General features: G+C 40.8%; 7 protein-coding genes. 1 reads left to right on the top strand and 6 read right to left on the bottom strand.

The genetic code is table 11. The features are described 5' to 3' along the window. Window positions 1–77: 77 nt before the first annotated feature. Complete coding sequence (ttcA, locus tag H5160_RS17160) at window positions 78–992, top strand: tRNA 2-thiocytidine(32) synthetase TtcA (protein WP_002963067.1); 915 nt, start codon at window positions 78–80, stop codon at window positions 990–992. Window positions 993–1,073: 81 nt separating this feature from the next. On the opposite strand, the gene H5160_RS17155 is transcribed toward ttcA, so the two are convergent. The 6 genes from H5160_RS17155 to recC all read right to left on the bottom strand — a co-directional run bounded on the left by H5160_RS17155 (window position 1,074) and on the right by recC (window position 14,423). After that, window positions 1,074–2,135, bottom strand: a complete 1,062-nt coding sequence (locus H5160_RS17155) for a hypothetical protein (RefSeq protein ID WP_165723935.1) — start codon at window positions 2,133–2,135, stop codon at window positions 1,074–1,076. A gap of 216 nt (window positions 2,136–2,351) precedes the next feature. Then, a complete protein-coding gene (locus H5160_RS17150) occupies window positions 2,352–3,422 on the bottom strand; it encodes a hypothetical protein (protein WP_182671759.1) in 1,071 nt (356 codons plus the stop codon). 286 nt (window positions 3,423–3,708) lie between these two features. Then, window positions 3,709–5,034, bottom strand: coding sequence for a PAS domain-containing methyl-accepting chemotaxis protein (locus tag H5160_RS17145; protein ID WP_182737806.1), 1,326 nt, complete (start codon window positions 5,032–5,034; stop codon window positions 3,709–3,711). Window positions 5,035–5,513: 479 nt separating this feature from the next. Then, window positions 5,514–7,562 (bottom strand): exodeoxyribonuclease V subunit alpha, encoded by a 2,049-nt coding sequence (recD, locus tag H5160_RS17140; protein ID WP_182738136.1) that lies wholly within the window; start codon window positions 7,560–7,562, stop codon window positions 5,514–5,516. Then, window positions 7,559–11,137 carry an exodeoxyribonuclease V subunit beta gene (recB, locus tag H5160_RS17135; protein ID WP_182738134.1) on the bottom strand — a complete coding sequence of 1,193 codons (3,579 nt, stop codon included), beginning with the start codon at window positions 11,135–11,137 and terminating at the stop codon, window positions 7,559–7,561. The genes recD and recB overlap by 4 nt, the downstream gene beginning before the upstream one ends. Beyond that, entirely contained in the window at window positions 11,124–14,423 is a 3,300-nt protein-coding gene (gene recC, locus H5160_RS17130; RefSeq protein WP_182738133.1) for an exodeoxyribonuclease V subunit gamma, read from the bottom strand. Before recC ends, recB begins: the two co-directional genes overlap by 14 nt. Between the last annotated feature and the right edge of the window lies 1 nt (window position 14,424).

The following is a 14,424-nucleotide window of genomic DNA, read 5'->3' as shown; positions in this document are numbered from 1 at the left end:
TTCAGGTGGTTTGGGTATAATACGCCCCTTTATTTTTAGCAAATAACTTTGCTGTATTGTTTTACTAGGGGGCGTAATTGTCACACTCAGATCAAGCTAAAGCTCAATTTAACTTAAATAAGCTACAAAAGCGTTTACGTCGCCAAACTGGTCAAGCCGTTATGGACTTCAATATGATTGAAGAAGGTGACCGTATAATGGTGTGTTTATCAGGTGGCAAAGACAGCTACACAATGCTTGAAATGCTTCAACATTTAAAACGTGTAGCACCTATAAAGTTTGATCTCGTTGTTGTAAACCTAGATCAAAAACAACCAGGGTTTCCTGAGCACGTTTTACCCCAGTATCTTGATAAATTAAATGTAGAATACAAAATTGTAGAAGAAGATACCTACAGCATTGTTACTGACATTATTCCTGAAGGTAAAACAACCTGTTCACTTTGCTCACGACTGCGTCGTGGTATTTTATACCGCACAGCAAATGAGTTAGGCGCAACTAAAATAGCCCTTGGCCACCATCGTGACGACATGATTGAAACGTTGTTTTTAAATATGTTTTACGGTGGAAAACTAAAAAGTATGCCGGCTAAATTAATGAGTGATAACGGCGAGCATATGGTTATTCGCCCACTTGCATACTGCAAAGAAAGCGATATAAGCCAATACGCATTTGCACAAGGTTATCCAATTATTCCGTGTAACCTATGTGGTTCGCAAGAAAACCTACAGCGTAAACATACAAAAGCAATGCTCGCTAAATGGGATGCTGAGCACCCAGGCCGTATTGAGAGTATTTTTACAGCAATGCAAAACGTCGTGCCTTCACACTTAGCTGATGCTGATTTGTTTGATTTTAAAAACTTACAAACCGGTGAAGTCATTGATGGTGGCGATATAGCTCTTGATAAGCCAGACATTCCTAAAGTGCCTGTTACTAATGAGCTTGATGAACAAGAAGCGCCAAGTGTAGTTACTATAAATCTAAGCTAACATATCTAGGCTAACAAATTTAAGGGGTTGTATTTATGTACAACCCCCTTAAATTTACCAATTCAGCCTTACGTTGTCTTTTTAACTCTCAGCTAGGCCTTGTAAAAACTCTAAACTTAACTTTTCTTGTGCATTAGTCTGATACGGCAACTGCTGTAAACTGTCGTACGAGAAATCGTTTATATCAAAATGGCTTATTTCACTATTCCCAAAGCTGTTACGCTCACCTGGGCTTGGCGACATTCTTTCTATTACAAAGTCACTTAAGCGCATATCGGTAACGCCCTTAGGTAATACTGACCAATGAGCTTTTAAGTCTACGGTTTGGCTCCCTTGTGTTAAGCGTTCCTTAGATACCAAATGAGCAAGTGGTGTATCACCACTATATAAATTCGCCCTAACACGATACAAACCACTTTTTATCACCGTTAAATTAGCTGGCATAATCATGTTTTCATTTTGAGCATAGGCAATTTCAAAACCTGTCAAAGTAGCACTTGGCGGCATATATTGAATTTGCGCAACTACGGGTACTTTTTTGCCGTCAACATCGCCCTGCACATACACTTGCAAACTACGAGGGTAATCTTCATCTTCTTTAAATGTAATAATTGCCTCACCTTCACGCGCATTGCCCGTATGGGTATTTAATACTTCCTTTGTATCAGTATTTGCAAGTTCAACGACCACTTTACCAAGCCCTTGAGCGCTTACCTTTATTGTTATTTCTTCTGGATATACAAAACGATATTGTTTAAGGCTTACCGTTAAAGCATCGCCGCTTTCACCTATGGGGCTCGACACAGGATAAAACTGATTTGGCTTTAATCGATCTTCATCTAAAGGACTCAAAGGTTGGGAATAAGGAGGAAACTTAAGTGCACTTTCGTATTGCATCACCACTTGCTGCGCTGCTTTTGTTAGGTCTTCATTAAACGCAATTTGCTTTTTTGATTGTGGTTTTTTAGCTTTAGGCACATCTATAGGGATCACTTTTACAGGCGATAAGTCAGGTGCGTTCGCGCTGTGTTTAATCTGTGGTTTTATTGGCTCAGCAACTTTATGAGCATCATTTTTACCAGTAAACCATAGCGAGAATAAAATAGTGCTAATAATTAAAGCAACGACATAAAATTTTTTCATTTTTATATTTCAATCTTTTATAAGGCGTATAGTTTTTAATACCAATCTGCTTATATATGGGTCTATTTAACGTTAAGAAAATTACGCTAGAACTAGGCAAAAATTTTTGTATCTAGTTGTTCTAAATAAAAAATTTTTAACGACGTTATAGTGGAATTTAATTTGTTAAATTGATCAAAGATTTATGCAGATTGGTATAACTACACGCCTTCTATGTTATGGAATCACATTATAAATAAGTGCTGATGCACTTAAATTATTTGAATCCCTAATATAACGATATTGTTTTTTCCAAAACCAACTACCTGTAGTTTTATCAAACGTATTAAACCCTACGTTATTACCTTCAACATTTACGTTATTCATGGCTATTGTGACATTACCTTTACGCTGCGCGTTATGTATTTCGTTATGGCTATAACTGTCACTCATCATCATTGGATAATGATTTGGCATAAAGCTACTAACAGCATCACCTTGCGATTTTAAATGGCCATCTGTATCAATACTGCTGCTACAACTTCCAAACGAGCCAGCCGAACTTGCACCACATGAAGAGTGCGATGCTACAACCGAATCATCATTACCTTTTAAAAATCCACCTGTTAAACCTAAATACGCATTACCATCTGCCACAAAGCGTAATCTAGGTGTACGTGCATCAGGAAATGGCGATATTTTACGGGCATTATTCACTTTTAAATCGTGTAATACACCAACAGCTTCGGTTACATCGCTCCCTAGCCACCATTTGAGTGCTGCATCGACCGCAAAGTTCCATGATGCGCCAGTTAAAGCACTAACTGCTACATCAGCCAGCTCACTTCCACCGCCCGCGCCTGCTAAATCAAACGTCGCAACAATATTAAGCGGCTGTAAGCCTGCGTTTTCTAACCAGTTTTCTTGGTTATCAATAATATGGCGTGCAACTAAGTCGCCTGTTGAATGTGTTACAAATACACAGCCATCACTGCATAAATTAGAGCGTGAAATTTGCTTTAACTTTGGCCACACCCAATCGGTAGCAATTTTACCTTCAATTCGCTCATAAGCAGGCCAATCAATTCGCTCATCTGCACGATTATTCCAGTACGATTGCCAATATGTTTCACCGTCATTAATTACATCACTACCCGACTTATTGGTTATTTGCGAAGTTTGTAACCCGTGAATTAATATAATTTTGTAGTCTTTACTCGCAGCAGAAAAGCTCATTAGCATAGCAAGCCCAGCACCAATTAGGTGACTTGGTTTAATTAATGTGTGTGTGCGCTTAGTGTTGTTCATACAATTCCTTAATGTTGTGTACGTAATATTTTATTATCATTTAAGGTATTCATACTAGGGCTTGTCAGCCTTGGCGTTCATCAGTATTAGGAACAAAGAACAAAAATGCAACAATTTATTATCATTTATAGAGATGAAGAAACTTATTACTTGTTATTTAATGGGTTAATAAAGAATAGTTGTTAAATTTAAAATTATCAGGGATGTTTCGAGAGTAATATTGAGGGGGGTTAGGTTGAGCGGGTACCGGTAAAGGTGCCCGCTTTAGAATAAGGACGTAACTAATCTAGCCGTTAGCTTTGAGTTCACTGGTAAATTGCCCAATCGCATTTACAACTTCTTGTGCGCCTTGCTGAATTTCCTGCATCACATCACCCGACTCTTTAGATAGTGCTAAACCTTGCTCTGCTTTTTCTTTACCTTTTTCTATTACAGCCACCGTATTTTGGGTTTGTGATTGGTTACGCTGTACTACTTCTACTATTTCTTCTGTTGCTTTTGATGTACGCGATGCAAGCAGTCGAACCTCGTCTGCAACCACAGCAAAGCCTCGACCTTGCTCGCCAGCTCTAGCCGCTTCAATTGCGGCATTTAATGCTAACAAATTGGTTTGCTCTGCAATACTACTAATACTTTGTACAATACTCGATATTTGTTGCGACTGCTGATCAAGCGCTGAAATTTCACTTGCCGCTTGCTCCATGTTAATAGCCAGCTCGGTCATTACTGCAACCGTGTCTTGTATAACGCTCGCGCCTTGCTCTGCTTTTTTATCCGTTTGGGTTGAGGTGCTATAAGCAATTTCGGCAGCCTTAGATATCGCAATTTCTTGATTTACTTGCTCTGTAATAACTGTTGCAAACTTCATTACTTTATAAAGCTCATTCGCGTCATTTGAGATTGGGTTATATGACGCTTCTAACCATACAACATTGCCGTATTTATCAACACGCTTAAAGCGCTCCGCTATAAACTGTCCTTCTCTTAATTTAGCCCAAAACTGTTGATACTCTTGGGAATTATACTCTGAAGCTTCACAAAATGTGCGATGGTGTTTTCCTATTAATTCACTTTCTTGATAACCCATTGCTGATAAAAACTGCTCATTTGCTTTTAAAACATGGCCTTCTAAATCAAATTCAATTACTGCCATAGAGCGATATATCGCTTTGATAGTGTCGCTTTGCTCGCGGGAAGCCGTAATTGTTTTTGTAAGCACACTCCCGAATATAGAAAAATAGAGCAACTGATCTTGCTCCCCTTTTACAGGATGTACTATTAAACGTAACCATTCAGCTTTACCATCACCGCGCGCAATTTGTAATGCACCGCCCCAATGTCCTTCTTTTTTTATAGCTTGCTGTAGGCTTTTAAATTCTGAAGATTGACGAGATGACTCAGTAATAAAATCATCAAAAGAGTTATTAGTAAGATCGTCTTCGTTGTAGCCTAAGTTTTCTAAAAACCTATCATTGGCGTGCGAAATTCTGCCATCGTAGAGAATGTTCAGTACTAACATCTCTCGGTAAAGCCCTTCCCACACTTGTTGTAACGGATAGAGTTCTGCTTTTAAAGAGGCTATTTCATTTTGCTTATTTTTAGAAAAAAACATTAATATCCTTAATTGGGCGTGTTGACCTTTGTGGATTGAAATTTGTTCAATCTAGGGGCGATTAAATCACGGCGCGAGGTTTGTAACCTAGTGGGCTCGATAACTGCTCCTGCGTTATTCTAATGGCTTACATCCATGTAAGAATAAGTAAAAACCGAGCAAAGCTTCCGCGTCCTGCTCACGCCCCTTACCTACATCCATGTAGGCAACAAAAATTTAATCGTCCCTAGAAAGAACCCAAAGGGCAGCGTATGTTTGGTATTTATACTACGTTATCGCCTATTTATGGGGAATACCACACTACATAGGCTCTGCCTTGGCTAAAAACCAAACACACTACTGCAAATTCACCCACCAAAGATCAACACGCCCGAATACATTCAATATAAAATTAACTTTAGTATAGAAGACATTTATAATAACGCGATAAATAACAAGCAGTTTGAAGCTAAATTATTAATAAAAAATTCAAATTAAGCTTAAAATTGTAACCTTTCATATAAACCAGATGCTCTTGATACGCTTTTATTCATTGCTAGTTGCAGTACTTTTTTGTCAGCCACCAGCTCAAACTTATTTTTAGCGCGAGTTATTCCCGTATACACTAATTGCCTGTTAATACCCATGCGCGCTTGTTTTAGCGGTGGCAGTACCATAGCGGTGTAACTAAACTCTGAACCTTGTGATTTATGAATAGTCATTACGTATACTTTATCGTGTGCAGGGAGTCGTGCTGGCGAAAATGCTCGTTGATTACCTTGCTCGTCAATAAATATGGCTTTGAGCTGATTGCTTTCATCGGGCATTAAAATACCAATATCGCCGTTAAATAACTTAAGCTGGTAATCGTTTTGGCTCACCATAATGGGCATGCCTGTATAATGATGAGTATTAGGGCTAACTGTTATTAAACCTTGCTGTTGCAATACGCGCTCTATTCGCTGATTTAAGCTATGCACGCCGTAATCGCCCTCTCGTACCGCAGCTAAAAGCTGATAACTAGCAAAAGCAGCATGCACCTGTGCAACATCTGCACCTTGGGCAATTAAGTTAAGGTATTTTGCATAATGACTTGCTGCACTTTTAACAAGCTTTTCAATTGGTTTCGCTACAAAGTCGTAATCTAAAATTACATCGTTAAAACGCCCTTCGGTACTTTCTTGCTCAACGTAATTTAAAATACCGGTGTTATTTGTGTTTACCGCAAGTGCGAGTTGACCAATGCCGCTTTGTGCATCAAATCGATAACTGTGCTGTAAAAAGGCAACGCAATCTGCGAGTTTAAATTCACTCACGCTTTGCGCTACGAGCTTAGGCTCATTATTAAAACATAAGCTATTTAGCTCATCACAACGTGCTTGCGAGTAGCGTGGCGTTTGCCCAAGTGTTAAACCTTGGCATAAATCGCTCATTACGCTGCCAGTATCTACCGAGGCCAGCTGGTCTTTGTCACCTAGGAGTATTAATCTCGCATGCGCAGGCAGTGCTTCTATTAATTTAGCCATCAGCGATAAATCGACCATACTGGCTTCGTCAATAATCAGCACATCTAAATGCAGTGGATTGCTTTTGTTATGTCTGAATTTATTAGTAAACGGTTTTACGCCTAATAAGCGATGAATAGTTTGAGCGTTTTGCGGTATCAGCGTTTTTATATCATCAGGAATCGTTGTGAGCTTATTTTTAGCGCCTAAAATAGACTCACTTAAACGTGCAGCGGCTTTACCTGTAGGGGCCACCAGCTTAATGCTAAGCGGCGCGGTTTTATAAAGTGACTGCAAAATAGCCAACAACTTAGTCACTGTGGTAGTTTTACCGGTACCTGGACCACCCGTGATCACGCTAAAGCCTTTGGAGGCAGCAATCGCACACGCCACTTTTTGCCAATCAGTTTCAATTGCAGAATCAGCAGGAAAATAGGTATTTAAAAGTTCTGCCAATATTTCATTATTAATATTGAGCTTTCGCTCGCTCATGCTTAATAGTCTATCTGCGAGTGTTTGCTCATAACCGGCAAGGCGCGCAAAATAAAGTCGCTCTTTAAACAGTTGCAGTGGTTTATTTTCGCCCACGCTTTCATGGTTTTGCAAATAACTGAGCGCTGTATGTACATTAAAGTCATCACTAAACGGGCTTAGCGTACTGGGTACATTGCCATCTAGTTTATTAAAGTCGCTTTTGCGCAAGTTAAAAGGATTGCTCCAGTCAACCTCATTTAAAGTTAGGCAGCTATGCTGACTTTGCTGCGATAAGCACAGTAATAAAATAATATAAAACACCTCATTATGTGTTTGCTCAATGTCATTAGCACACAGTAATTCAGCGAGTTTAACATCAACCACACGTAGTCGATTTTGCGCTAATAAATATTCAAGTAACGGGACTTCGATAATAGTATTATTTAACACAATGTCCTCTAATGGGACATCTTGTGCTACATTTTTTGAAGTAAGAGGCTCTACGGCTTCATTATTAAGTGTCTCGTCTATATCGTCAAACAAACCAGGTTGCTCATTTAAATCGCTCATAGCATGGCTCCTTGGCTAAATAAGCCATCTAAAATAATCACTTGTTCTTCAGTTAGCTTTTTAAAGTACACACCTTGCCCTGCCGGCATTCCTCGTAAAAATGTGTAATACACGCCGCCTAAATGAGTTTCTATTGAGTAATCAGCTATACGTTGTTTTAATAAACGATGCAGTGCTACGGTGTAAATTAAATACTGTAAATGATACTGATGACTGCTCATCGCTTGCTCAAGCATGTCGCTCTCGTAATCAGCTGGCGTGCTACCTAAATAATTAGACTTATAATCTAAAATATAATATTTGCCTTGGTAGCAAAATATTAAATCGACAAAGCCTTTTAACAAGCCCTTTACGTGCGAAAACTCAAGCTTACTTTGTGTAAAACCAAAATGTTTAACCAGCATTTCGTTTAGCTTTGGTGCACTTAAGCTCTCAAGAGGTAAATTAAATTCCATTTCGACTAGGCAATCTTTGGGTGTAAGCACACCCAATGAAAGAAGGCTTTTTTCTAAAGAACTGTTATCTAGGGGGCACGCAAGAACATCAAGTACCCACTTTTCAGCCACTTCTCGCCATTGATCACCTATGTGGTACTTTTCAAGGCTGCGCTTAACTACTTCAGATAAGTTTTGCTCGGTATTAGTTGGGTGAACTATTGGGCTAGTAAAATCTATTTGTTCAAATATTTCGTGTAAACAGCTACCAGGCTTTGCCCCTTTAGGAAAACTATAAGGTGATGGTAGTTCGTCCTCTTGCACTGCAAACTCGTCTTTTTCGTGATCTTCATCACTTCGCCCTGGGGCTAATTGGTCGCTGTGCTTTTTAAAGCTCAACGCACTAAAGCTGGTTGCTCGCCAGTTACGTTCAATATTTGCTGTTACTTTATTAACACTTAACGTTTGCTGCGCACTTTCACTGTTATTAAAACAAAGTGTTCCCTGCTCTAATAATGTTTGTGAGGTAAATTGCTGATAGCTCATCGCGCTGTTAGCGTCGCAAAACTCACTTAAATGCGTGCGCCATGTTTGGCTACTGGCAAGTTCAAGCCCTGCAAATAAAACATGCCCAAGTGCACTACTTTGCATAGCCAAGCGGCTACTTTGTCCTTGCCCTATGTTATAAACACCAAGCGCACAAAAATGTACGGCGCGAGTAAGTGCTACATAAAGCAGGCGTAAATCTTCAGCTAGGCGCTCTTGCTCTGCTTTTTGAAGGGCATCTTCGTCTTTACTTAAATCGTAAACTAGCTTGCCATTATTATGATAAAGCGCTTCTTTTGTTTCGCGATAGCCACTGGCAAACGGCATAAATACCAAAGGGTATTCAAGCCCTTTTGAGGCATGCATAGTGACAATTTTAACTAAGTTGGCGTCACTTTCTAGGCGTACCTGTACTGTTTCACCGTCTTGTTGGCTTACCTTTTGTGCAAACCATCGCAGTAAACGCAGCGTGCCTTCAAGCTCTATTTGTTTTTGCTGAAGTATTTCGCCCAAGTGCCTAAAGTCAGTAAGCCAACGCTCAACGTTATATCCTAACCCTTGCCATTTAGCGCTAAGCTGGTTATGGCTCATTAAGCGCTCAAGCATGGCCATAGCGCCTTGCTTGTTCCAAATGTGGCTAAGTTGTGCAAAAAAGTTTAAGTAGTCTTGCCATTGATTTTCATCATCAGCGAGTGCATGTATTTCGTTATAACTTAAACAAAATAGCGGACCCGCTAAAACACCGCGCAGCAATGACTCATCATATTGTCCATGCAGCGCTGTTAAAAAGTTAAGTAGGTGATGGCTAAGCTCTTGGCTAAAAACGCTTTCGCGCGATAAATACACACTGGCTATTTTGGCATCATCTAGCGTTTTTTTCATTATTTGCGCTTCAACACGGTCGCGCACTAATATACAAATATCGGCAGCGCTTACAGGGGTACTGCCAATACACGCATCCCCTTGTTTTGCTTTTTCAAGCAGGGTGACTATTTTATTAGCAAAGTGAGTGGCTAAATGCGCTTGCCCTATACCTTTATTGGTTGGTTTGTTTTTTTCGTCTGCGGCTTCATCCACAAATACATTAAATTCGAATGCGGTCGCGGGTTTGCCATCAATTAAAAAAGAGTCTTCCGCTTTTTTACCTTTAGCAGCTACTGCGTTAAAGGGGATGGCGTCGTTATAAATAAAGCTGTTAGCGTGTTTGCCAAATAAACTATTAACGCTATTGACTATATCGGTGCTTGAGCGAAAGTTAGTACCCAGCGTAAATTGCTGATCAGTCTGTACAGCTTCTTTTGCGCCAATATAGGTAAAAATATCTGCGCCCCTAAAGCCATAAATAGCTTGTTTAGGGTCGCCTATCATGGCAAGCGTGGTATTTTGTTGCCCATAAATTTTACTAAAAATACCGTACTGAATCGGATCGGTATCTTGGAATTCATCAATCATGGCAACCGGAAACAACTGCGCAATTTTTTGCGCTAGTACTTCGCCTTGCTCGTTATTAAGCGCACTATGTAAATTGGTCAATAAGTCATCTGGGGTGATAACGCTTTGCTCTTGTTTACGCTTAACTATTGCGGCTTTTACCCAGCGTGCTGCATGTTGTATAACCGCTATTTTGAGCCCTTGGTTTATGGTGTTGTTAAGGGCGGCAAGCTCGTCAAACTGACTCAGTAATGGATGCACAAATAATGGCTGATTTTTTTTATAATTGCTCACATCGCTTAAGTTTTCTGTACTCCACACTTCAAACGAATACTTGCTAGTGCCAAATTCAAAAAACAAATCGCCGCCTAAACAAAATGCTTCAAGCGCACCAAGGCTGCCTTTTCGTGCTGGCGTTTTAGACCCGCTTAAACCCGAGCTTTTAATAGCACCGATAAACTCTTGCTCTAACACCGCTTTTTTAAATGCAGGCACACGGGTTATGTACTCGTCACGGGCTTTCCACACATCGTCTAAATTTATTTGTGGCGTAATGTGCGCATTAGCTTTGTTTAAAATACTCGCCACTTGAGCGAATAAAGACTCTGGTGCGGCAAATACATCTAAAATAGCATCGGTGCGTTCTTTATTAAGTGGGTATACAAACGCACGCCAAAAATCTTTAATAGTTTCAAGTAATATGTCGCGCTCATCTAAAATAAATTCGAGATTAAACGCCACTCCCGACTCAAACGCATGTTGTTTTAGCATCCGCTGACAAAAGCCATGAATAGTAAAAATAGCGGCTTCGTCCATTGATTTAGCAGCTGCATCGAGCAAATCAAACGCGCGGTGCTTATCATCAATTTTGGCAATTACGCCTTCAATGAGTTCGTCGTTTGGGTCTTGCCCAAGCAATGCGTCGCGCGCAGCAATAATTCGGCTACGTACGCGGTCTTTAATTTCTTGAGTGGCAGCGTCGGTAAAGGTTACTACCAAAATTTGCTCAACACTAAGCGGCGTATTTAACTCACCTTCTATTTGCATACCTAGTAAGTAACGTAAATACAGCCCCGTAATTGTATAAGTTTTACCAGTACCCGCACTGGCTTCTATTAAACTTTGACCAATGAGCGGCATAGTAAGAGGATTAAGCGCTTGCATGGTCACTCTCCTTTGCGTGTTCAAATAAAGGCGTGAGCAATTTATCACTCCATTTTATAAATTCTTCTTGGCAGTCGTTTAGCGATTGCACCGTTAAGCGAATATACGGATTTTCGCCCTCGCCTCGCCCTATGTATTGCGGGCTAAATTTGCTCATTGCTTTTGTTATATTGCCGCCGCTTTTAACGTATTCATAACCACTTACCGGAAAAAATGGCACAGGCTCCGCGCGCAGCGCTTTGTATAACTCAAACCAATCAAGTAACAATGCATCGGCATCAGCTTTATTAATTGGCGCAAAGGTAATTTGCTTATCAAGCCCAAGTAACAATGTTTCTACTTGTTGATCCATACTTTGCGCTGCGAGGTGATAAATAAAGCCTTTAATTAAATCTTTCGCTTTAATACTCGCACTGCGGTAAAACACTTGTTTTTGCAAATACACATGATTGAGCCAGCCCTCTATTTTAGTGCCTTCAATGGTAAGCAAAACTTCTATTGGCTCACTTTTCCCGCCTTTAATGTGCTCTTTTACTTGCCCTGCAAGCGCGTCAACTCGGTGCTCCATACTCTCAAATATGAGACTGCCTACATTGGCTTGAGGTAACTCACCCCGCTGCAGTATTTGCTCGGTACTTAGGGGTTGCTCGTTTATGTTTGCTTCGAGTATTTCATCAAGGTAAAAATAACGGCGCAGCGCATCTAGGCTAAAGGGTTCTTCGTCTTTTGCTACTTCGTTAAATTGTGGCAGGCGTAAGCCCAATGTTTGTTGATAAAAGCTCTCTTGTGCGCTGCACACACTTCTAATAAACACATCGAGATCTAGCTGATCTGGCACAGTCACATCAAGCGCAATAACTGGCTCTGGTTTAATTGACTCACTTGGCAGCCAAATTGGATTGTAACTGTGGTTGCTCAGCACAGTATTTGCTTGCTCATCGGCTAAATAGTAATGGCTATTAAAGGGCTGTAAATGCTGCTGATTAATTAGACATGCGGGCAGCGTTTTTTCACTCTTTTCGCTTAATACAAAACTACGCCCAATATATTCTAACAGCTCGCTTACAAGCGTTGATGGCATGCGCGGTTGGTTATCAAAACACGAGCGACCAATGTAACTCATGTATAAGTTGTCGCGGGCACTCAGTAGCGCTTCTAAAAATAAGTAGCGGTCATCTAATTTACGTGATCGGTCACCTTTTTGCTTTTTAGAATAAGGCACCAAGTCAAAACCAATGGGTTGTACGTTACGCGGGTAGTCAGCATCGTTTAAGCCCAGCATGCATACCACTTTAAATGGTACGGCGCGCATGGGCATAAGCGTACAAAAGTTTACTTGCCCAACCAAAAACCGCTGCCCTACGCCTTTTTCTTGAATGCCTTGTTTAACTAAGTAACTAACAATACGCTGCGAAACTGCTTTACTGTAATCGCCGTTGTCGTGGTGTTTTTGTAACTCTTCCAGCACGTTTTGAAGTACTAATAAATCCCAGCTGTCGTCGCTTTCACTTTCGTATATGGCGTTTAATAGCTCGCTTAAAATATGCGCTTTATTAGTGAGCGTATCATCGGGCGTTAGCTGCTCTTTAAAGCTTTGCAGTACATCAATAAAATGCACGAGCTTGTTGAGCGTATCAAGCGCCATGCCTTCTACTTCATCAGCGCTGTAAATACCGTTAAACGGGCATTGTTCGTCGCGCATGGCTATACCAAGCAGTAAACGGTTGAGCCCATGTTGCCAGGTATTTAAATCGATAGCGGGTAAATCAAAGCTGCTTTTATGCGCTGCGTTTATACCCCATTTTACCCCTACACGTTCAAGCCAATATTGAATTTGCTCGTATTCGTGCGCTTCAAGCCCAAACTTTTCGGCTATTTGCGTCACTTGTAATAAATCGAGAATATCCGACACACCAAAGCGCGAAAACGGTAAGTTAGCTAAACTCGCAAATGAACTAAGGACGGGCTTTTCTTGCTCTATGGCTAAATCGGCTAATGCGTACGGAATAAAACGGCTGCCTTGCGCCCCGCCAAATACAGCTTCAATATAAGGGCTGTAAGTGCCTACATCGGGCATCATGACAATTATGTCTTTGGGAGTAAGCGTTGGGTTTTGATTAAATAAGTTAAGTAAGTAGTCGTGCAAGCGCTCAACTTCTCTGAGCGGTGTATGGCAATCGCTGAGCGTAATACTGGTGTCGGTTGCGCTGATTGGTAACTTACCTTCGTCGTTTATAAACCACTCTTTGTTATCGGTCAGCGATTCGCCTTTAAACGCAAGCTGATAAATCTCGCTTTGTACTTGCCCTAGTAAGGTGTCGTCAAACACATCAATAAAACCATCAATCCAACGGGCATCTAACTGTACAAGTTGTTCAAAATAGTCGCGGCCTAATTTACCCCACGACGATAACAACGGATTACCAATAAAGTAGTATTCTTCATCTGGATTGGTTTGTTTTTTTTGTTGCGCTTCCACCAGCGGCATTTTGGCGTATTTAGCGCTTATTTTAGCTGCTGTTTTTTCATCTATGATATCGCCCCAGTAGTGCTCACTTGGGTTAAAAAAGAATAATATAACCTCTGTTTTTTTACTCAGTGCTTCAAACACCTCAAGCTGGGAGCTGGCAATCGCCGATATACCAAATAAACTAATGCGTTGTGGCAGTAAGCTATTATCCATAGTCTCAAGTGCTTTAAGTAACTGCCCTTGCATATTAGCGCGATGAAATTGGCTTTGCCCAAGTTCTTGGCTTAGCTTTACAATGCGTCGCCATAAATCAGGTTGCCATGGGGCAATGGCTACATCTACGTCATCAAGCTCATCTTTGCCGCTATCCCATGTGGCTATCCAGTGCGGTCGGTACATTAAATATTGGTCGTACACATCGGCTATTTTTTCGCATAGCGCAAAGGTTTTTTGCCCGTCAATATCGCCCTCTAAATAGGTTTTTAGCGGCAAATAAAGCGGTTCATCAATGCAGGTTGGTAAAATTGCAAACAGTTTCCAAGCAAGGTTGGGCTTATTAAATGCCGACTCTTTAGGGACATTTGGCAGTAATTGCTGATACAACTGCCAAATAAAGCTCGACGGCAGCGGAAAATCTACCTGCGCTGCAACCCCTAAGTTTTCGCTCAAACCTATTTTTAACCACTGCGACATACCCGGCGATTGCACTAGCACCACTTCTTTGTCGAACGGGCTTTGCAATGGGTTTATTTTTAACAGCTGGTGGAACTGCGCTTGCAGGGCTTCCATCCGGTTTGATTGAATAATATTTAGCATA

Origin of the sequence: Pseudoalteromonas sp. SG43-4, assembly GCF_014164325.1 — a bacterium.
Taxonomy (GTDB): domain Bacteria; phylum Pseudomonadota; class Gammaproteobacteria; order Enterobacterales; family Alteromonadaceae; genus Pseudoalteromonas; species Pseudoalteromonas distincta.
The sequence above is the reverse complement of the archived record's forward strand: the minus strand, read 5'-3'. Positions and strand labels throughout refer to the sequence as shown.